The sequence below is a fragment of the Mesorhizobium sp. P171375 genome, assembly GCF_057786075.1.
Genome location: NZ_JBYNWF010000001.1, coordinates 663,941 through 684,312 on the forward strand (window position 1 = coordinate 663,941; position 20,372 = coordinate 684,312).

Annotated in this window: 20 protein-coding genes; 11 read left to right on the plus strand and 9 right to left on the minus strand. The window is 63.9% G+C overall.

Annotated features, from left to right (window positions below; translation table 11 throughout):
- The first annotated feature begins 66 nt into the window (after positions 1–66).
- Entirely contained in the window at positions 67–1,323 is a 1,257-nt protein-coding gene (locus tag ACYHH6_RS03275) for a ubiquinone biosynthesis hydroxylase (RefSeq protein WP_352586493.1), read from the plus strand.
- Positions 1,324–1,596: 273 nt separating this feature from the next.
- On the opposite strand, the gene ACYHH6_RS03280 is transcribed toward ACYHH6_RS03275, so the two are convergent.
- Positions 1,597–2,127, minus strand: a complete 531-nt coding sequence (locus ACYHH6_RS03280; RefSeq protein WP_352586492.1) for a hypothetical protein — start codon at positions 2,125–2,127, stop codon at positions 1,597–1,599.
- 364 nt (positions 2,128–2,491) lie between these two features.
- On the opposite strand from ACYHH6_RS03280, the gene ACYHH6_RS03285 reads away from it, so the two are divergent.
- The 9 genes from ACYHH6_RS03285 to ACYHH6_RS03325 all read left to right on the plus strand — a co-directional run bounded on the left by ACYHH6_RS03285 (position 2,492) and on the right by ACYHH6_RS03325 (position 13,829).
- Positions 2,492–3,511: a substrate-binding domain-containing protein gene (locus ACYHH6_RS03285; RefSeq protein WP_352556994.1), complete on the plus strand. Its 1,020-nt coding sequence runs from the start codon at positions 2,492–2,494 to the stop codon at positions 3,509–3,511.
- Positions 3,512–3,576: 65 nt separating this feature from the next.
- Positions 3,577–5,103, plus strand: coding sequence for a sugar ABC transporter ATP-binding protein (locus tag ACYHH6_RS03290; RefSeq protein WP_352586491.1), 1,527 nt, complete (start codon positions 3,577–3,579; stop codon positions 5,101–5,103).
- A gap of 17 nt (positions 5,104–5,120) precedes the next feature.
- A complete protein-coding gene (locus tag ACYHH6_RS03295; RefSeq protein WP_435053334.1) occupies positions 5,121–6,107 on the plus strand; it encodes an ABC transporter permease in 987 nt (328 codons plus the stop codon).
- 1 nt (position 6,108) lies between these two features.
- Positions 6,109–7,089 (plus strand): sugar-binding transcriptional regulator, encoded by a 981-nt coding sequence (locus tag ACYHH6_RS03300; RefSeq protein ID WP_352586490.1) that lies wholly within the window; start codon positions 6,109–6,111, stop codon positions 7,087–7,089.
- On the plus strand, positions 7,079–8,074 hold the full coding sequence (locus ACYHH6_RS03305; protein WP_352586489.1) for an aldo/keto reductase: 996 nt from the start codon (positions 7,079–7,081) through the stop codon (positions 8,072–8,074). The genes ACYHH6_RS03300 and ACYHH6_RS03305 overlap by 11 nt, the downstream gene beginning before the upstream one ends.
- 75 nt (positions 8,075–8,149) lie before the next feature.
- The gene (locus tag ACYHH6_RS03310) at positions 8,150–9,958 is read left to right on the plus strand and encodes a glycerol-3-phosphate dehydrogenase/oxidase (protein ID WP_352586488.1); all 1,809 of its coding nucleotides are present in this window, start codon (positions 8,150–8,152) and stop codon (positions 9,956–9,958) included.
- Entirely contained in the window at positions 9,870–10,712 is an 843-nt protein-coding gene (locus ACYHH6_RS03315; RefSeq protein WP_352586487.1) for a class I fructose-bisphosphate aldolase, read from the plus strand. The genes ACYHH6_RS03310 and ACYHH6_RS03315 overlap by 89 nt, the downstream gene beginning before the upstream one ends.
- On the plus strand, positions 10,705–12,228 hold the full coding sequence (locus ACYHH6_RS03320; protein WP_352586486.1) for an FGGY-family carbohydrate kinase: 1,524 nt from the start codon (positions 10,705–10,707) through the stop codon (positions 12,226–12,228). Before ACYHH6_RS03315 ends, ACYHH6_RS03320 begins: the two co-directional genes overlap by 8 nt.
- On the plus strand, positions 12,225–13,829 hold the full coding sequence (locus ACYHH6_RS03325; RefSeq protein ID WP_352586485.1) for a GMC family oxidoreductase: 1,605 nt from the start codon (positions 12,225–12,227) through the stop codon (positions 13,827–13,829). The genes ACYHH6_RS03320 and ACYHH6_RS03325 overlap by 4 nt, the downstream gene beginning before the upstream one ends.
- 37 nt (positions 13,830–13,866) lie before the next feature.
- Here the strand turns inward: ACYHH6_RS03325 and ACYHH6_RS03330 are convergent, their stop codons facing one another.
- Together ACYHH6_RS03330 and ACYHH6_RS03335 are read right to left on the minus strand one after the other, a co-directional pair.
- Positions 13,867–14,223 (minus strand): YciI family protein, encoded by a 357-nt coding sequence (locus tag ACYHH6_RS03330; RefSeq protein WP_352586484.1) that lies wholly within the window; start codon positions 14,221–14,223, stop codon positions 13,867–13,869.
- Positions 14,220–14,444 carry a hypothetical protein gene (locus ACYHH6_RS03335; protein WP_352586483.1) on the minus strand — a complete coding sequence of 75 codons (225 nt, stop codon included), beginning with the start codon at positions 14,442–14,444 and terminating at the stop codon, positions 14,220–14,222. Before ACYHH6_RS03335 ends, ACYHH6_RS03330 begins: the two co-directional genes overlap by 4 nt.
- Positions 14,445–14,665: 221 nt before the next feature.
- Between ACYHH6_RS03335 and ACYHH6_RS03340 the strand changes: the two genes are divergently transcribed.
- Positions 14,666–15,091 carry an OsmC family protein gene (locus tag ACYHH6_RS03340; protein WP_112396149.1) on the plus strand — a complete coding sequence of 142 codons (426 nt, stop codon included), beginning with the start codon at positions 14,666–14,668 and terminating at the stop codon, positions 15,089–15,091.
- A gap of 227 nt (positions 15,092–15,318) precedes the next feature.
- Here ACYHH6_RS03340 and ACYHH6_RS03345 read toward each other — a convergent pair whose 3' ends face one another.
- From ACYHH6_RS03345 to sdhC, 6 genes are all read right to left on the minus strand, one after another.
- Entirely contained in the window at positions 15,319–15,948 is a 630-nt protein-coding gene (locus ACYHH6_RS03345) for a YceH family protein (RefSeq protein ID WP_352586482.1), read from the minus strand.
- Between the two features lie 233 nt (positions 15,949–16,181).
- A complete protein-coding gene (locus tag ACYHH6_RS03350; RefSeq protein WP_352586481.1) occupies positions 16,182–16,961 on the minus strand; it encodes a succinate dehydrogenase iron-sulfur subunit in 780 nt (259 codons plus the stop codon).
- Positions 16,961–17,398: a DUF3052 family protein gene (locus tag ACYHH6_RS03355; RefSeq protein WP_352586480.1), complete on the minus strand. Its 438-nt coding sequence runs from the start codon at positions 17,396–17,398 to the stop codon at positions 16,961–16,963. The genes ACYHH6_RS03350 and ACYHH6_RS03355 overlap by 1 nt, the downstream gene beginning before the upstream one ends.
- Before the next feature lie 2 nt (positions 17,399–17,400).
- Positions 17,401–19,233: a succinate dehydrogenase flavoprotein subunit gene (sdhA, locus tag ACYHH6_RS03360; RefSeq protein WP_352586479.1), complete on the minus strand. Its 1,833-nt coding sequence runs from the start codon at positions 19,231–19,233 to the stop codon at positions 17,401–17,403.
- A 1-nt stretch (position 19,234) separates the two neighbouring features.
- Positions 19,235–19,630: a succinate dehydrogenase, hydrophobic membrane anchor protein gene (gene sdhD, locus ACYHH6_RS03365; RefSeq protein ID WP_352586478.1), complete on the minus strand. Its 396-nt coding sequence runs from the start codon at positions 19,628–19,630 to the stop codon at positions 19,235–19,237.
- Positions 19,630–20,049, minus strand: coding sequence for a succinate dehydrogenase, cytochrome b556 subunit (gene sdhC, locus ACYHH6_RS03370; RefSeq protein WP_352586477.1), 420 nt, complete (start codon positions 20,047–20,049; stop codon positions 19,630–19,632). The genes sdhD and sdhC overlap by 1 nt, the downstream gene beginning before the upstream one ends.
- Positions 20,050–20,372 lie beyond the last annotated feature (323 nt).

Sequence of the window (20,372 nt, forward strand, 5' to 3'; positions counted from 1 at the left end):
GGCGGGCAGTCAAGGCCGCAATGTCCCCGTGGAGGCAGGACGGTCATGGCTTCGAAAGGAATTGACATGGCAGACCGCAAGACGGACGCAAAAAACTCGCTCGACGTGTTGATCGCCGGCGCCGGCTATGTTGGCCTCGCCGCCGCCGTGTCGCTGAAACAGGCGCGGCCGAGCCTGGCGGTTGCCGTCGTCGATGCAGCCCCAGCCGGCGTTTGGCAGAAGGACGGCCGCGCCTCGGCGATCGCCGCCGCCGCTTGCCGCATGCTCGACCAGCTCGGCGTCTGGCAGGAAATCGTCGGCCACTCGCAAGCCATCACCGAAATGATCGTCACCGATTCGCGTACCGCCGATCCGGTGCGCCCGGTGTTCCTCACCTTCGACGGCGAAGTCGCGCCGGGCGAACCGTTCGCCCACATGGTCGCCAACCGGGATCTGAACGGCGCCTTGCGCCGCCGCGCGCAAAAGCTTGGCATCGATATCATCGAAGGTGTCGCGGTCAGCGCCTTCGACACGAACGGCGCCGGCGTCACCGTGCATCTGGCCGACGGCGCGACGCTCAAAGCGCGGCTGCTTGTCGCCGCCGACGGCGTCAATTCGAAATTGCGCGACATGGCTGGCATCAAGACGGTGAAATGGGAATATGGCCAGTCCGGCATCGTCTGCACGGTGGCGCATGAGCGCCCGCACAATGGCCGCGCCGAGGAGCATTTCCTGCCCGCCGGCCCGTTTGCCACTTTGCCGCTGAAGCCGACCGAGGACGGCACCAACCGTTCATCGCTGGTCTGGGTCGAACGCTCCGAGGATGCCGAGAAACTGGTTTCGGGCGACGACCTCGTCTTCGAGCATGAGCTGGAATTGCGCTTCGGCCTCAAGCTCGGCGAGATCCGCGTCACCGACAAGCCGCGCGCCTGGCCGCTCGGCCTGACCATCGCGCGCGCCTTCGTCGCCCCGCGCATCGCGCTTGCCGGCGACGCCGCCCACGGCATCCACCCGATTGCCGGCCAGGGCCTCAATCTCGGCTTCAAGGATGTGGCGGCGCTGGCCGAAGTGATTGTCGAGGCCGATCGCCTTGGGCAGGACATCGGCGCGCTCGACGTGCTCGAGCGCTACCAGCAATGGCGCCGCTTCGACACCGTGCAGATGGGCGTCACCACCGATGTGCTGAACCGGCTGTTTTCCAACGACATCGGCCCGCTGCGCCAACTCCGCGACATCGGCCTCGGCCTCGTCGAACGCATGCCCCGGCTGAAGGAGTTCTTCATCCGCCAAGCGTCGGGGCTGTCGGGCGACACGCCACGGCTGCTGAAGGGCGAAGCGATCTGAAGCCCTCACGGTGCGAGCGACAGATTATCGAAGGTCAGCGCCGCCCCTCATTGCCCTGCCGGGCATTTCTCCCCGTATAGTGACGGGGAGAAAGGGCTTACCGCACCCTCGGCACTATTTCTTGCAACGCTGGAGATTAGCGAAATCATCGATGAGAGCGCATCCTCTCCCCGTCCCTATACGGGGAGAGGATGCCGGCAGGCAGGTGAGGGGCAGCGCAAACGCTGGCCATGGATTCAAATCTGAAGCAACCGCCCCGAATATCGGCACACCTCAGTTCACCTCGAAACCCAGCTTCTGCCGCAGCCGCAGCATGCGCTGGTCGGCGACCTTGAAGCTCTGCTCGCCACCTTGCGCGACGCGGTTCAGCATCTGCAGCAGATCTTCCCGCTCGTGCGGATCGAGGCGCTCGCGCAGGAAAGGCGCCAGCTTGTCGATGACGATGGTCGTGTCGTCGATCTGCGCCGAGGCCCACTTGGCGTAGACGACGGCCTCGTCGGTTTTCTTCTGGTTCTCGGCAATCTGCGAAATCACTTCGCGGATGATGGTTTCGCGCTTTGGCAGGATCGGGCCGTGCTCCGCAGCCATGGCAGTGATCAGCGTTGCCGCCGCCACGACCGGGTCGTCGATCGCCGTCAGCGGCGACAGCGCCGCCTGCTTGCGCAGCTTCTTGCGGCGGATGTTGCCCTGGACGCGCCCGACGACATCGGCGACCTCGCGCGCGGCGTCGTTCATGGCCTTCATGCGGTACCACCAGAACGCCGCCGCTCCCAGCACGCCGAGAAGAGCAATCAGAAAAGGCATGTCGAAAATTCCCCCAAAATCCCGGCGACGATAAGAGAACTCCGACGTTGCTTCAACACGCAAGAATTGCGGCTGGTTAAGAAAACAGAGGGTTTCCCCTTGGAGCACCGACACCGGGACCGAACATCTTGTTTTCAGGTCGCCGGCCGCAAAGCCAATCAGACAATGCCCCTTTTTGCGATAACGCCATTATCCGGCTCAGCACCTCTCATGCAAGAAATTTCACAGAGTGATTTTTCATGCATACTCATTGACACGCAAAAAATCCCGGCCTATTCAAACTCGCCAGAGATTTCACATGATGAAATTTCTTGCAAAAGCTTATGCGACGAGGCTTTCATCGTCGGGGAACCCGGAGGAGAGAATGAACAGGATTGGGCTGGCGGGCGTATTGAGCGCCGCCGTGATGACGCTGACCCTGGCGATGCCAGGCGCAGCGTCGGCAGAGAGCAAGTTTCAGTGCAAGCCGGATGAGACCTATGTAATGAACGTCATGGTCTCCGCGCATCCTTATTGGGTGCCGGTCTACCAGGGCTTCAAGCAGGCAGCTGCGGCGATGGGCTGCAAGACCGTGTTTTCAGGCACGCCGGACTATGACATCGCCAAGCAGATTGCTTCCTTCGAACAGGATCTGATCAAGAAGCCGGCCGGCGTGCTGCTGCACCCGATGCAGGCCGATCCGTTCATCGAGCCGATCAACCGCGCCATCGAAAACGGCACCACCGTCGTCACCTTCGCTGCCGACTCGCCGAAGTCCAAGCGTGTGTCCTACATCACCTCGGACAATCTGGCGGAAGCCAAGTTTGCCGCCGAGGAAATCGTCAAGCAGGTCGGCGACGATGCCGAATATGGCGTTCTCGAGAACCCCGGCCAGAGCAACCACGATCTGCGCGTCACCGCCTTCATCGACTACCTCGCCAAGAACTATCCGAAGATGAAGCTGGTGGGACGCCAGGCCTCCAACCAGGACGCCAATGTCGCCAACAAGGCGGTGGCCTCGATGCTGCAGGCCAACCCGAACCTGAAGGCGCTGTGGATTCCGGAAGCCGGTTCGGCAGAAGGCGCGGTCGCTGCCGTTCTCGAAGCCAAGGCCAAGGTGCTGATCATGCACGCCGACATCACCCCGGCGACGCTGGAGCAGATCAAGGCCGGCAACATCCACATGGCGTTGAGCCCAAACCAGGGCATGCAGGGCTATCTCGGTTTCGTCGCCACCTTCATGGCGGCGCACCCCGAGCTGATCGACCCGTTCAACGACTACAAGACGTCAGGCTACAACCCGATGAGCATCCCCTTCGCCGATAACGGCTTTGCCGTCATCACCAAGGAGAATGCCGACTCATTCGACCTCAACAAATACATGCAAGGTCGCGATCCCAGCTGATCCGTCCCAATTGAGCAGCCGCGCCGCCCGGCGCGGTTGCCTCACCCTCCCAGGCGAGCGCACAAGTGGAAACTCCTGCCCTTCTCACAATATCCGGCCTCAGCAAATCGTTCGGCCCTGTCCGGGCGTTGCGTGATGTCTCCTTCGAGCTGCGCGCCGGCGAAATCCACGCCATCGCCGGCGAGAACGGCGCCGGCAAGTCGACGCTGATGAAGGTCATCGACGGCATCCTGCCGCCCGACAGCGGCGACATCCAGGTCGACGGCCGCTCCGTGTCGATCCCCTCACCGCTGGCGGCGCAGAAGCTCGGCATCGGCTTCGTGCATCAGGAGATTGCGCTCTGCCCCGATGTCTCGGTGGCCGAAAACATCTTCATGTCGATCACCAACGCCAGCGAGGCGCTGCTGATGAACTACCGCGACCTCGAGAAACGCGCAGCGGCAATCCTGGCGCGGCTCGGCAACATCGATCCGACCGCGATGGTGCGCAGCCTGTCGATTTCCCAGCAGCAGCTGGTCGAGATCGCCAAGGCGCTGACGCTCGACTGCCGCATCCTCATCTTCGACGAACCGACGGCAGCGCTGACCGAGCGCGAGGCGCAAAAGCTGTTCGAGATCATTCACCAGCTTGCCGGCGAAGGCATCGGCATCATCTACATCTCGCACCGCATGGCCGAGATCTTCGACAATTGCGACCGCGTCACCGTGCTGCGCGACGGCCAATACATCACCACGCTCGACATCCCAGCGACGACGCCCGAACAGGTGGTGGCGTCCATGGTCGGCCGCGTCATCGACAGCCTCTATCCCGAGAAGCTGCGTGACGACGAGAAATCCGAAGACATCCTGCTCGAGGTCGCCAACCTCTGCGACGCGACTACCTTCCGCGACATCAGCTTCCAGCTGCGCAACGGCGAAATCCTCGGCATTGGCGGCCTGATCGGCGCCGGTCGCAGCGAGATCGTCAAAGGCATCTGCCGGCTGGAGGGTGCAGTGACCGGCGATGTCAGCCTGCACGGCAAGCGCCTGTCGCTGACCCACTACGCCGACAGCATCGCCGCCGGCATCGTCTACCTCTCCGAGGACCGCAAGGGCGACGGGCTGTTCCTCGACATGTCGATCGCCGCCAACATCTCGGCGCTGGCTGTGGATCGGATCTCGACTCGCTTCGGCCTCATCAACGAGCGGCGCGAGAAGCATCGGGCCGAGACGATCGGCAGGCAGCTGTCGCTGAAATGCGGCCATGTCGGCCAGCCGGTTTCGACGCTGTCGGGCGGCAACCAGCAGAAGGTGGCGATCGCCAAGATGCTGTCGGTCGATCCCAAGGTGATCTTCCTCGACGAGCCGACGCGCGGCGTCGATGTCGGCGCCAAGGCCGAAATACACCGCATCCTGCGCAAGCTGGCGCGTGACGGCGTCGGCATCGTGGTCATCTCGTCCGAGTTGCCGGAACTGATCGGCGTCTGCGACCGGGTGCTGATCGTGCGCGAGGGCCGTATCACCGGCGAGGTCACCGGCGACGCGATGACGGAAGAAAACATCATGGTCCTGGCATCGCTTGCCGATGAAGACCGGGAACGGAGCGCCGCATGAGCATCGTGGGGGAAAGCATGGACAGCTCGACGCGAGCCGCCCGGATGGGTCTCGGCGAAAGGCTTGGCGGCTTGATCCGAATGCGCGAGATCGGCCTGATCCTGATCATCGCCGTGCTGTTTGCCGTCATGTCGTTCGCTTCACCCTATTTCCTGACCTGGGACAATATGCGGGCGATGGCGATGGCCTTCGCGGTCGAAGGCATTGTCGTCGTCGGCATGACCATCCTGCTGATTTCCGGCGGCATCGACCTTTCGGTCGGCTCGGTCACCGCACTCGCCATGGTGATCGCCGGCCTGCTATTCCTCGGCGGTGTCGACCCCTGGCTGGCGTCACTGGCAGCGATTGCAGCCTGCGCCGGCATCGGTGCCTTCATGGGATTCTTCGTCACCAGAGTGGGGCTGCACCACTTCATCGTCTCGCTGGCGGTGATGGTGATTGCGCGCGGGCTCTGCCTGCTCGGCACCGGCGGCCGCCCACTTGGGCTTTACACGCTGCCGCCCGAGTTCAAATTCATCGGCCAGGGCGCCATTGGCGGCATTCCGGTTGTCATCATCATCTTCATCGTCTTCACCGTCCTGTCCGACTTCATGCTGCGCCGCACGACGATGTTCCGCAAAGTCTTCTACACCGGCAGCAATGAGAAGGCGGCGGCTTATTCCGGCATCCGCACCAAGAAGGTCGTGTTCCTCACGACGACGCTCTGCTCGACGCTGTGCGGCTTTGCCGGGGTCATCTACATGGCCCGCTTCGGTTCGGCCCAGCCGACATTCGGCGCCGGCATGGAGCTGAACGTCATTGCCGCGGCGGTGATCGGCGGCGCCAGCCTGACCGGCGGCTCAGGCACAATTCTCGGCGCCATCCTCGGCACCATCCTGCTCTCCGTCGTTTCAAGCTCGCTAGCCCTGCTCGACGTGTCCGTCTATTGGCAGGACATCATCCGCGGGTCCATTCTGCTGACGGCGGTCACCGCCGATTACTACTTCAACAAGCGGCGGGGCTGAGATGGCGGACGGCAGGGAAGATTTCGAGGCGATCCGGCAGATCCACACGGTGCTGGTGCTGCACTTCGTCGACGGCATGAAGCAGAACGACATCGCCGCGGCGCTCAATCTGTCGGCGTCCAAGGTCAATCGCCTGATTGCCCAGGGTCGCAAGCTCGGCATGCTGAGGATCGCGGTCGAGAGCCCGTTCCAGCGTTTGGTCGATATCGAAAAGCAATTGATCGAGGTCGCCCAATTGGCGGGCGCAATCGTGACGCCAACCGTGGCCGGCAGCCCCGACAGCACGCTGCAGCAGGTGGGACGCGCGGCGGCCAACCAGTTGCTCGAGACCTTGCGCGACGGCGACGTCATCGCCATTACCGGCGGCAAGGCGATCAGCGCCCTGGTCGAGAATCTGCAGCCGGAACGCGCCTTCGACATCACCGTCGTGCCGCTGACCGGCGGCGTCCAGGGCAAGCACTATACCGACGTCAACCATCTGGCGACGCGGCTGGCCGAACGGCTCGGCGGCACCAGCATGCTCTTGCATGCGCCGCTGTTCGCCGAGAGCCGGGAGCAGCGTGACATTTTGCTGGAGATGGCCTCGGTGCGCGAAATCTTCGACCTGGCCCGCAAGGCCGCGATCGCGCTGGTCGGCGTCGGATCGATCCAGACGCCGGGCTCCAGCTACTACGACCTTCACCCGGGCCTCGACCCCGACCGCGAAAAACTCGCTGCCAGCGGTGCGGTCGGTGAGTTCCTTGCGCATCTCATCCGCGACGACGGCACGCTGGCCGACTACCCGCCAAATGACCGCCTAGTGGCGCTGGCGCCTTCGGAGCTCGGCCGCTGCCGGTCGGTGATGGGCGTGGCCAGCGGCGCCGAAAAAGTCTGGCCGATCCGCGCCGCACTGCGCGGCGCCTATCTGAAATCACTGGTCGTCGACGAAGAGACGGCCAACGCAGTCCTGAACAACGCGGAGAGCATACGCAATGTCGCCTGAAATGTTGACGCGCACCATTGGCGCGTCGGGAATCTCCGCCTCCGCGATTGGCCTCGGCACCTGGGCCATCGGCGGCTGGATGTGGGGCGGCACCGACGAAACGCAGTCCATCGACACCATCCGTGCCTCGATCGACGAGGGTGTTTCGCTGATCGATACCGCCCCGGCCTACGGGCAGGGCCTGTCGGAGGAAATCGTCGGCAAGGCAATCAAGGGCCGCCGCGACAAGGTAGTGCTCGCCACCAAACTTGGGCTGGTCTGGCACACGAAGAAGGGCAACCACTTCTTCGATTATGACGGCGCGCCGGTGCATCGCTATCTCGGCGCCGATTCGGTGGTCTATGAAGTCGAGCAGAGCCTGCGTCGTCTCGGCACCGACCATATCGACCATTACATCACCCACTGGCAGGATCCGACGACGCCGGTCGCCGAGACCATGGAAGCACTCGACCGGCTGAAAACCCAAGGCAAGATCCGCTCCATCGGCGCCAGCAATGTCAGCATCGGCGATGTGGAGGCCTATCTCGCGGCTGGCCAACTCGACGCCGTGCAGCAGGAATACAGCATGGTTGCGCGTGGCATAGAACAAGACCTTTTGCCCTTCTGCGCCGAGAACAACGTGTCGGTGCTCAGCTACTCCTCGCTGGCGCTGGGCCTGCTCTCCGGCAAGATCGGTCCGGACCGCGTCTTCACCGGCGACGACCAGCGCAAGGACAATCCGCGCTTCTCGCTGGCCAACCGCCGCAAGGTCGCTGCGCTGATGGACGCGATCGGGCCGATTGCCGAGGCGCATGGCGCCAGCGAGGCACAGGTGGTCATCGCCTGGACCCTGCAGCAGCCGGGCATCACCTTCTCGCTCTGCGGCGCGCGCAGCCCGCAGCAGGCCAGGGAAAACGCGCAAGCCGGCCGCATTAGATTGTCAGGACAGGAGATCAACCAGATCAGTGAGGCCGCCAGCCGCCATCTGACCAATCTCGCCGCCTGACGCCATCCATAACCGAAATCCAGTTGAGCTGCCGTCCACCGGACGGCAGAACGGCCAACCTTGCCCGGCAAAGCCATGCCTGATCAGAGAACCGCCATCCTCGACACGATCCGCCGCGACGGCGCGTTCGATGTCGTCGTCGTGGGTGGCGGCATCAACGGCATCGGCGTTCTCCGCGAACTGGCGCTGCAGGGCCTGAGGGTACTGCTGGTCGAGCGCAATGATTTCTGCTCCGGCTGCAGCGCCGCGCCTTCGCGCATGATCCATGGCGGCCTGCGCTATCTCGAAAATGGCGAGTTTGGCCTTGTCCAGGAATCGCTGCACGAACGCGACGCGCTGCTGGCCAATGCACCGCATATGGTGCGGCCGCTGCCGACGACGATTCCGATCCGCACCGTCTTCTCCGGGCTGATGAATGGCGCAGCCGGCTTTCTCGGGCTTTCGGAAACACCTTCGAGCCGCGGCGCGCTGGCGATCAAGGCCGGGCTCGCGCTCTACGACTGGACGACACGCAAGCGCCGGTTACTGCCGCGCCACAATTTCCGCGGCGCCAGGGCGACGCTCGCGCAATGGCCGGCGCTCGACCCAAAGCTGCGCTTTTCCGCCACCTATTACGACGCTTGGATCAGTTATCCGGAACGGCTCGGCATCGAACTGCTGCGCGACACCGCACGGCTGGCGCCCGACAGCCTCGCGCTCAACCGCGCCGAGATCGCGCGGGTGGGGTCGACCTTCGAACTCAACGACACGACGAGCGGCGAGCGCTTCTCCGTAACCGCCAAGGTGATCGTCAACGCGACGGGCGCATGGCTGGATTCGGCGATCGCCCGGCTCGACGCCTCCGAAACGCCTGCAGCGCCCTTGGTCGAAGGCACCAAGGGCTCGCATCTGATCCTCGACAACGAACCGCTCTACCAGGCCCTCGGCGGCCATATGATCTTCTTCGAGAACGCCGACGGCCGCGTCTGCATCATGTTTCCCTATCTCGGCAAGGTGCTGGTCGGCTCGACGGATATCCGCGTCAGCGAGGCCGGGCGCGTGCGCTGCGAACCGGCTGAGACCGACTACATACTGGCGGCGGCGCGGCTGGTGTTTCCGTCCATTCCCGTCCACGCCGACGAGGTCGTCTTCACCTATAGCGGCATCCGGCCATTGCCGAAGAGCGACCATGCCTTCACCGGCCGAATCTCGCGTGGCCATTCCGTGCATCGCATTGCCGGCGACATCCCGCAATTCTGCATGATCGGCGGCAAGTGGACGACCTTCCGCGCCTTCGCCGAACAGGCGGCCGACGAAGTGCTGGCCGAGCTTGGCCGCGAACGCCTTTGCGGTACGCTGACCCTGCCGATTGGTGGCGGCCTCGGATTCTCCGCACACCCGGCGTCGCTGGCTGCCGATCTGGCGGGTGAGTTTGCGATCAGCGACGAACGCGCCCCCTATCTCGTCGATCGTTACGGCAGCGGCGCGCGCGACATCATCCTGTTCTGTCTCGGACGTCCCGACGATATCAGGCTGGACGACCGGACCGAAACCACGGCGGCCGAGATCGTCTACCTCATCCGACATGAGTTCGTGACCTGCCTGTCGGACCTTGTCCTGCGTCGCACCTCGCTTGCCATTGCCGGTGACATCTCGATGGTTTCAATCGAACGCATCGCCGATGCTCTGGCCGCCGAGCGCGGCTGGAACCGCCAGCGCCGCGACGACGAGGTAAAAAGCCTGGTCGCCGAACTCGACACCTATCACGGCGTCTCGCAAGAGATGCTCGACCAACGCACGATCTCAGGAGCACAAAATGAAAGTCAGCGCCAAAGCCCGGATGAACCGGATGTTCACCAACGGCAATTGCCTCGACGTGGCGCTCGATCACGGCGTGTGCAATGAACCGGGTTTCCTCGTCGGCCTGGAGGACATGCCCAGGGTCATCGACACGCTGATCGCGGCCGGCCCCGACGCGTTGCAGCTCGCCTATGGCCAGGCCGATCTCTTGCAATCGCGGCCCGACAAGGACAAGCCGGCGTTGGTCATGCGCATCGACATGGGCAATCCCTATAACGCTGAGCGCCACCGGGTGATGTGGTCGATGCTGCAGAACCATGATGAGCCGATCATCGGCGCGCTGGAGATGGACGCGGCCTGCGTTGTCGTCAATCTGTTCATGCTGCCGGACGAGCCGGAGCTGTTTCGCCAATGCGTCGAAAACATCAGCAAGGTCCGCGCCGCCTGCCACCGCTACGGCATGCCCTTGATGATCGAGCCGCTGGTCATGCTGCCGAACGATATCAGGGGTGGCTATCAGGTCGATGGCGGCGCCGAAAAGATCGTGACGCTGGTGCGGCTCGCCGCCGAAATGGGCGCCGACATCATCAAGGCCGACCCGACTGACCGGCCGGAGGATTTCCACCGCGTCGTCGAAGCAGCGCGCGTGCCGGTGCTGGTTCGTGGCGGCGGCAAGGATGACCTCAAGACGGTGCTGGCAAAATCGTCGGCTCTGCTCAGACAAGGCGCCAAAGGGCTGGTCTATGGCCGCAACATCTATCAGCATGCCAACCCGAAGGCGGTGGTCAACGCGCTGATGGCGATGATCCACAACGACGCCGGCGGCGAAGAGGCCTGGGACATCTACAACAATGGCTGATCAAGCCGCATATCTGCTCGGCCTCGACGCCGGCAACACCATCATCAAGGCGGTGTTGTTCGACCAAACCGGTCGGCAGCTCGCCATGCATGCCGTCGCCGGCCGCTCGCACACGCCGCAACCCGGTTATGTTGAGCGCGACCTCGGCGGCATGTGGGCCGATGCGCGCGACGCCATCCGCGCCTGCATTGCGCAGGCCGGCATCGATGCGCGTGAGATCGCTGCCATCGGCTGCGCCGGCCATGGCAATGGCCTCTATCTGATCGACCGCGCCGGCGCCCCGCTGATCGGCATCCAGTCGCTCGATACACGCGCCGCCGGCACGGCGACGACGCTGGCGTCGCGCAACGCCGAGGCACTGCACGCCATCTGCCTGCAAAAGCCGTGGCCGGCGCAGACCCCGACCTTGCTGGCCTGGGTCAAGCAGCACGCACCGGACCTCTATGCCGCGACCGGCACGGCGATGCTGTGCAAGGATTTCATCACATTTCGCCTGACCGGTGAGCGGGTGAGCGATGTCTCCGACATGTCCGGTTGTGGCCTCGTCCGCATGCCCGAAGGCGTTTACGATGCCGAGCTGCTCGCGCTCTACGGCATCGAGGATGCGCAGGCAAAACTGCCGCGATTGTTGGACAGCGCCGACATTGCCGGTGCGGTGACCGCGAAGGCAGCTGAAGAGACCGGGCTGGCTGAAGGCACGCCGGTCATTGCGGGCTATTTCGACGTTGTCGCCAGCGCCATGGGCGCCGGCGTCGTGCGGCCCGGCGAAGCCTCTGTCATCGCCGGCACCTGGTCGGTCAATCAGGTTTTCTCCACCGAACCGGTGGTCGACCCCAATGTTTTCATGGTGGCACGCTTCGGCCCCGGCCGCTTCGCCAACATCGAATCCAGCGCGACATCGGCCGCCAATCTCGAATGGTATGTGCGCGAATTTGTCGAGCGTGGTGCCCACCATGACGACCCCTTCGCTCACTGCAACGCCGCGGTGGGCGCGGTAACGCCGGCCTGGGACGATCCGATTTTCCATCCGTTTCTCTACGGCTCGGGGCAAGGCGCGGAATTCCGCGCCGGCTTCTACGGCCTCGCCGGCTGGCACAAAGAAGGCCATTTGCTGCGTGCGCTGTTCGAAGGCGTGATGTTCGAGCACAGGCGCCACATCGAGGTGTTGAAGAACGCCGGCGTCGGCTTCGACAAGGCTGTGCTGTCGGGCGGCGGCTCGCGCAGCGAACACTGGCCGCAAATCTTCGCCGACGGGCTTGGCGTGTCGATCAGCGTACCCGAGGCGCGCGAGACCGGCGCGCTCGGCGCGGCGATAGGCGCCGGCGTCGCGGCCGGCCTGTTCGCCGACTATGAGGCCGGCGTCGACGCCATGACCCGGCAAAGCGCCGCCTATCGGCCGGACCCGGCCATGCGGGACCATTACAACAGGCGTTATCGCGCCTATTGCGGCCTCGCCGATACGCTGCGATCGTTCTGGGCCGAACAGGCCGCAGGACCGAGTAGAACACCGCAATGACCCAACGGCTCGATGGCGACTACGACTACATCATCGTCGGCGCGGGCACCGCCGGCTGCGTGCTGGCCAACCGCCTGAGCGAAAACCCGGCGACACGCGTGCTTTTGCTCGAGGCCGGCGGCAGCGACAATTACCACTGGGTGCATATCCCCGTCGGCTATCTCTATTGCATCGGCAATCCGCGCACCGACTGGATGATGAAGACCGCCCCGGAAGCAGGCCTGAACGGCCGCTCGCTGGTCTATCCCCGGGGCAAGGTGCTGGGCGGCTGCACCTCGGTCAACGGCATGATCTACATGCGCGGCCAGGCGGCCGACTATGATGGCTGGCGGCAGATGGGCAATGTCGGCTGGGGTTGGGACGAGGTGCTGCCCTACTTCCTCAAATCCGAGGACCACCATGCCGGCAAGACCAGGCTGCATGGCGCCGGCGGCGAATGGAAAGTGGCGCGGCAACGCCTGTCCTGGCCGATCCTCAACACGGTGCAGGAAGCCGCGAAGGAATTCGGCATCATGCCGCGCGAGGACTTCAACGACGGCGACAATGAGGGCTCCGGCTTCTTCGAAGTGAACCAGAGCAAGGGCGTGCGCTGGAACACGGCCAAGGCGTTCCTGCGCCCGGTGCTGCGGCGGCCCAACCTTCGTCTGGTTGTCAACGCGCATGTCGAGAAGGTGCTGTTTGACGGCAAGCGCGCGATCGGCGTCCGCTATCTCGCCGGCGGCGAAGCCATCGAGGCAAAGGCCGAAAGTGAGGTGCTGCTGACGGCAGGCTCGATCAACACGCCGAAACTGCTCGAGCTTTCCGGCGTCGGCCAGCAGGATCGCCTCGCCGCACTCGGCGTCGACGTGGTGCACGCCAGCCCCGATGTCGGCGAAAACCTGCAGGACCACCTGCAGATCCGCACCGTCTACAAGGTGTCGTCGGCGCTGACGCTCAACACACTGGCCAACAGCCTGACCGGTAAGGCGCGGATCGCGCTGCAATATGCCTTTGCCCGCTCGGGGCCGATGTCGATGGCGCCGAGCCAGTTCGGCATGTTCTCGAAATCCGATCCGTCGATGGCGACGCCGGACCTTGAATATCACGTCCAGCCGCTGTCGACGGATCGGCTTGGCGACCCGCTGCACCCGTTCCCGGCGATCACCATGTCGGTCTGCAATCTGCGGCCCGACAGCGTCGGCTCCGTGCACGCCACGACGCGCGAACTGGCCGTGCAGCCGGAAATCCGGTTGAACTATCTGTCCACCGTCCGCGACCGCGAGATCGCGCTGCGCTCGGTACGCCAGGCACGCGCGATCATGACCGCCAAGGCGCTTGAGGCCTTCCATCCGGAAGAAATCCTGCCCGGTCTCGCGCACCAGTCCGACGATGATTTGCTGCACCAGATCGGCTCGATCGCCACGACCATCTTCCATCCGGTCGGCACCTGCCGCATGGGCATCGACGACCGCGCCGTCGTCAGCCCGGACCTGCGCGTGACCGGTCTCGACAGCCTGCGCGTCATCGACGCCTCGATCATGCCGCGCATCGTTTCCGGCAATACAGCCTCGCCGGTGGTGATGATCGCCGAGAAGGCGGCGGACATGATCCGCCGCGCGTGAGCCTGCCACACGCGGCCGACGAAGCGTTCCGTCCTTCTTATGACCCTGGCACGTCGTAGATCGCCCGGACCTCAATGGTGCCGATTTCGGCCAGCGGAATCTCGCCGGCGATCTCCAGCGCCTCATCGAGCGTGTCGGCCTCGATCATGACGAACCCAAGCAACTGCTCCTTGGTTTCGGCGAAGGGACCGTCGGTGATCAGCCGTTTGCCCTGGCGCCGCCGGACCGTCTTCGATGTTTTCACCGATTGCAGCGCCTGCGCGATGATCAGCTTGCCTTGCTGATCCAGCGACCGGTCATAGGCCATCGAATCGGCGTCGAGCTTGGCCAGACGCTGCGGCGTCATGGCATGGAGGTCTTTTTCCTCGCCATAGACCAGACAGACATATTTCATTTCCAGCTCCCTTCCTCAGACGAACCATAGGCGATCACGGTATCATTTGCGCCGTTGCCGGCAGCCACATGGTCGAGAAGGATGACCGCAAGGCCGATGATGGCAATTGCCGCGAGCAGCCGGCCGAAGCCGGAAGGCGGCAGACACAACCGGTCGATTTCTTGTCGATCAGCCCTGCGGCGGCCAGGGCCTGTCCAATGGGCAGAAAACAGATTGTTCATGGGTACCTCCATCCGCCACGAGAATCCGTGGCCGCCCGCAGGACGGCCGGGGCCGGGACAAGTCGACATTTTTGCACGCAGATTTTTTCAAAAAAATCTTGGCCGTAATCGTCAAGGCCGTACCCACACCGAAACAGCGCGGTGGTCTTCCCCTGCCGCCGCGCTATAGTTGAAGAGAACGCCGCCTCGCCGGCGCCATCGCTGCAATCAAGGAGGATTTTATGGACCGCACCGCAAACGCCGTCTGGAAAGGCAATCTGAAGGAGGGCAAGGGCACGCTCGACAGCCAGAGCGGCACTTTGAAAGGCACGCCCTATTCGTTCAAGGCGCGTTTCGAGGACGAGAGCGGCAAATCCGGCACCAACCCCGAAGAGTTGATCGCCGCCGCACATGCCGGCTGCTACGCCATGCAGCTGTCGCATTTCCTGGCCGAGAACGGCACGCCCGCCACCGAGCTCGACGCCAAGGCGGTGGTGACGCTGGTGCCCGGCACCGGCATCACCGGCAGCGCCATCACCCTGGTCGGCAAGGTGCCCGGCATCGATGCGGCGAAATTCAAGGAATTGGCCGAGAAGGCCAAGGCGGAGTGCCCGGTGTCCAAGGCGCTTGGGGCCATCAAGGTGTCACTCGACGCGAAATTGGGGTGAAGGGCCGGCAGGGTCTGCACCGTACTTTCGCCGTCAGCGCCGCCCCTCACCTGGCTGCCGCCATCCTCTCCCCGTAAACGGGGCGAGGGATGCTGTTATCGACGGTTTCGCCAACCGCCAACGTTGCAAGAAATGCGTCGCGGTTGCGGCCGGCCTCCTTCTCCCCGTCACTATACGGGGAGAAGTGCCCGGCAGGGCGATGAGGGGCAGCGCGAACTTCGGAAATCTTACCCGCCCAGCGCTTCGAGCCGGGCGCGCAGCGCGGCAACATCTTCTTCCAGCACCCTCACGCGCTCTGCCAGGTCGGAAGCAGGCATGGCTTGCGCGCTGCGCTGTACCGATAATGCTGCGACATCCACCGCTCCAGCGAGCAGATGCACGTAGCGGTCCTCGCGCTGGCCCGGACCGCGTGGGATTTCCTGGATCAGCGGCGGCCGGCGACCGATCAGCATGTCGAGTTCGGCGCGCAAATCCTCGATCGACGAGAACCGCGCCATGCGCTCAGCTCGCGCCAGGAGCTCATGCGCCGTCTGCGGTCCACGCAACAGGAGCAGCCCGAGCAAGGCGGTCTGCGGTGTGGTCAGCGAGAAGCGCTGCGCCATCTGATGCTCATAGCGCTCGACGCGCGAACCGAACATCTGCCGCACCAGCCCCTTCTGCTCGAGCAGCTTCAGCCCGCGGTGCACCTCCGTCTGCTCCAGCGCCATGACAGGCTCGCGCGCCGTCTTCTGATTGGCTGCGGCAAGTGCCGCATTCAGCGTCAGCGGATAGACGTCAGGCGTCAGCTCCTTCTTTTCGATCAGGCAGCCGAGCACGCGAGCTTCGACGGGATTAAGGATGGGAAGGTCTTCGCTCATTGGGTTGCAATCCTTTCTGAGGCTGGCGGGACAGCCCCCTCTGTCCTGCCGGACATCTCCCCACATGGGGGGAGATCGCCAGCTTCGCCGACAGCGAGCCATCCTTCAACCTTGGAGATTGGCGAACGAGGGGATGACAGCCAATCTCCCCACCTGTTGGGGGAGATGTCCGGCAGGACAGAGGGGCGCGAAGGATCGCTGCGTTCGAGATCGCCGCGAGCGGCCCGCCGGGCCTAAACCCGCCGCTCCACCATCATCTTCTTGATTTCGGCAATTGCTTTGGCCGGGTTCAACCCCTTGGGACAAGTCTGGGCGCAGTTCATGATGGTGTGGCAGCGATAGAGCCGGAACGGGTCTTCGAGATTGTCGAGCCGCTCGCCCTTGGCTTCGTCGCGGCTGTCGATCAGCCAGCGATAGGCCTGCAGCAGCGTTGCCGGGCCGAGATAGCGGTCGCCATTCCACCAGTAGCTCGGGCACGAGGTCGAACAGCAGGCGCACAGGATGCACTCGTAGAGCCCGTCGAGTTTTTCGCGGTCCTCATGGCTTTGCAGCCATTCCTTGGCCGGCGTCGGCGAAACCGTCTGCAGCCAGGGCTGGATAGAAGCATGCTGGGCGTAGAAATTGGTGAGGTCGGGCACCAGATCCTTGACCACCTGCATATGCGGCAGCGGATAGACTTTGACGGCGCCGGAAATGTCGTCGCAGCCCTTGGTGCAGGCCAGCGTGTTGGAGCCGTCTATGTTCATGGCGCAGGAGCCGCAAATGCCTTCGCGGCAGGAGCGGCGCAAGGCCAGCGTCGGGTCGATCTTGTTCTTGATGTAGAGCAGCGCGTCGAGCACCATCGGTCCGCAATCGTCCATGTCGACGAAATAGGTGTCGATGCGCGGGTTCTCGTCATCGTCCGGCGACCAGCGGTAGATCCGATATTCCCGCAGGTTGGTGGCGCCCTCCAGCTTGGGCCAGGTCTTGCCCGGCTGCACCTTCGAGTTCTTGGGAAGCGTGAGTTCGACCATTACCGCAGGTCCTTTCGGATGACGAGCTTCAGCCCGGACCAGATTTCATTGACGGCAGCGACCTTGACGTCGACCAGGTCGCGCTTCAGCGCTTCAGTGCGAACGACGCCTTCGGTGATATCGGTCGGCACTTTCGAAGCCTTTTTCGGCCAGGACACCCAGACCATGCCGTTACGCTTGATCGCCGCTTCGACATCGCCGAGGCGATCCTCGATCTCGGTGCGCTGCCGGGTGAAGGCGTGGACGGCATCGTATTTCAGGGACGTTCCCGAAATCGCCGACCAGTCGCCCAGCCGGTCGACCAGGGCGAAATCGACGGCGTCCGTGAGATCGCTGAGATCGTCGGGCAGCGCGATGAACGCCGCGACCATCCCGTCCTTCAGGCCAAGCTTGGCCGGAAGCGGCGTGCCCGAATATCCCGAGGCCGACAGCGCCATGGTCAATACACCCTGGCCTTGGGCGCGATCTTGGCGAGGCTGATGCCGCCGTCCTTTTCCGCCTGCAGCGGCTCGGTGTGCACGGGGCGGTAGCTTAGGCTCACCTTGCCGTCCTCATTGAGCCGCGCCAGCGTGTGCTTGCGCCAGACCTTGTCGTCGCGGGCCGAGAAATCCTCTCGCGCATGCGCGCCACGGCTCTCCTTGCGGGCTTCGGCGCCGTAGACCGTGGTGATGGCATTGGCCATCAGGTTTTCCAGCTCCAGCGTCTCGACCAGGTCCGAGTTCCAGATCATCGAACGGTCGAAGACCTTGATGTCCTTGAGCTCGGTCCAGATTTCGGAAATGCGCTTGCAGCCGTTCTCCAGCGATTCCTGGGTGCGGAACACGGCGGCATCTTCCTGCATCGCCTTCTGCATCCTTTCACGCAGCACGGCGGTCGGCGTCGAGCCGTTGGCATGACGCAGGCGGTCGAAGCGGTCCATGATCCTTTCGACCGAGGCTTCGTTGGGCGCGGGGATCGCCGAATTGCGATCGATGACCTGGCCGGCACGGATCGCCGCGGCACGGCCGAACACGACGAGATCGATCAGCGAGTTCGAGCCCAGCCGGTTGGCGCCGTGGACCGAGGCGCAGCCGGCTTCGCCGACCGCCATCAGTCCGGGCGATACCCGGTCGGGATTTTCGGCTGTCGGGTTCAGCACCTCGCCCCAGTAATTGGTCGGCACGCCGCCCATATTGTAGTGCACCGTCGGCAGCACCGGGATCGGCTCCTTGGTCAGGTCGACGCCGGCGAATATCTTGGCCGATTCCGAAATGCCGGGTAGCCGCTCATGCAGGACGGCCGGGTCGAGATGATCGAGATGCAGGAAGATGTGGTCCTTCTTCTTGCCGACGCCGCGGCCTTCGCGGATCTCCAGCGTCATGCAGCGCGAGACGACGTCGCGCGAGGCAAGGTCCTTGGCCGACGGCGCGTAGCGCTCCATGAAGCGCTCGCCCTCGGAATTGACGAGATAGCCGCCCTCGCCGCGCGCGCCTTCGGTGATCAGGCAGCCGGCGCCGTAGATGCCGGTCGGGTGGAACTGCACGAATTCCATGTCCTGCAGCGGGAAGCCGGCGCGTGCGGCCATACCGCCACCATCGCCAGTGCAGGTGTGCGCCGAGGTCGCGGAGAAATAGGCGCGTCCGTAGCCGCCGGTCGCCAGCACCACCATCTTGGCCGAGAAGCGGTGAATGGTGCCGTCGTCGAGGTTCCAGGCGACGACGCCGGTGCAGGTGCCATCCGGCTCCATGATCAGGTCGAGCGCGAAATACTCGATGAAGAACTGCGCATTGTGCTTCAGCGACTGGCCGTAGAGCGTGTGCAGGATGGCATGCCCGGTACGGTCGGCCGCCGCGCAGGTGCGCTGCACCGGCGGGCCATCGCCATAGTTCATCATGTGGCCGCCGAACGGCCGCTGATAGATCTTGCCCTCTTCGGTGCGCGAGAACGGCACGCCATAGTGCTCGAGTTCGTAGACCGCGGCCGGTGCTTCGCGCACCATATATTCCATGGCGTCGACATCGCCCAGCCAGTCCGATCCCTTGACGGTGTCATACATGTGCCACTGCCACGAATCCGGACCCATATTGGACAGCGAGGCGGCAATGCCGCCTTGCGCCGCCACCGTATGCGAGCGGGTCGGGAACACCTTGGTGATGCAGGCGGTGCGCAGGCCTTGCTCGGCCATGCCGAGCGTGGCGCGCAAGCCGGCGCCGCCGGCGCCGACGATCACGACATCGAATTTGTGGTCGACATAGGTGTAAGCCGGGTTGGCTGATTTTGCGTCCTTGGCCAACTCAGCCTCCGAATGCGAGCTTGAGCAGGGCGAAGATCGAGGCGACGCCGACCGCTATGGTGAAAAATGTGCTGAGCGCGATCGTCAGCAGCTTCAGGCCTTCGCTGATCACATAGTCCTCGATGATCACCTGCATGCCGAGCCGCATATGGTAAAGCCCGGAAATCAGGAAAAGGATCATCACCAGCGCCACGAACGGATTGGCGAGCGCTGCCCGCACCTCGGTATAGCCGGCGCCATTGAGCGCGATGAGGAAGCCGACGAAGAACAGTGTCAGTGGAATGTTGGCGAGCGCCGTCAGCCGCTGGCGCCAGAAATGCTGTGTCCCCTCGTGGGACGAGCCGAGACCACGGACTTTCGCCAGCGACGTGCGCATGTCGTTGTTGCTGCCGCTCATCACAGGGCTCCCCGCGCCATATAGCCGGCGACCCAGATCAGCAGCGTGAGCGCAACCGAGCCGGCGAGCGTCGCCCAGGCGATCTTCGATGCCGTGCGTTTCTCGAGCCCGGCGCCGGTGTCCCATACGAGATGGCGCACGCCACCCAGCATATGGTGCATCAGCGCCCAGGTGTAGCCAAACAGGATGAGGCGGCCGAGCCAGGTGCCGAAGGCCCAATTGACCCAATCGAAAGTCGCTTGCGAACTCGCCGCCGCCATCAGCCAGGCCGCGACCAGGAGCGTGCCGAAATACAGCGCGCCGCCGGTGATGCGATGGATGATCGACATCGTCATGGTGATCGGCGGGCGGTAGATCGTCAGATGCGGCGAGAGCGGCTGTTCACGTCTGGCGGTTCGGGTGGCTGGTGATTTGCTCATGGCTGCCCCAGTTCGAAGTCCGGAGCCGCAATGGAATGCGGCGTTTGCCGCCTTCACGTATGACTTCAGACAGCCGGTTTCTAATGCTCTTTTTGCACCGCGTCAAAGCCAGAAAATCGTTTTGGAAACGTCATTTAGTCTGACAAAAAGGCTGACGATTGCTTCAATCGATTAGGGGCTGGCCCGAAGGCGGCGCAACGTTCGCTGCAGTGCGGAATAATCGTTCCGCGACGGCGGTTCTGGATGAACATGCAGGCGAGCTATGACCTCGCCGTCGGGAGCAAGGCCAGGAAGGTCGAGATCGACAGAGCAGCTCCAAGCGG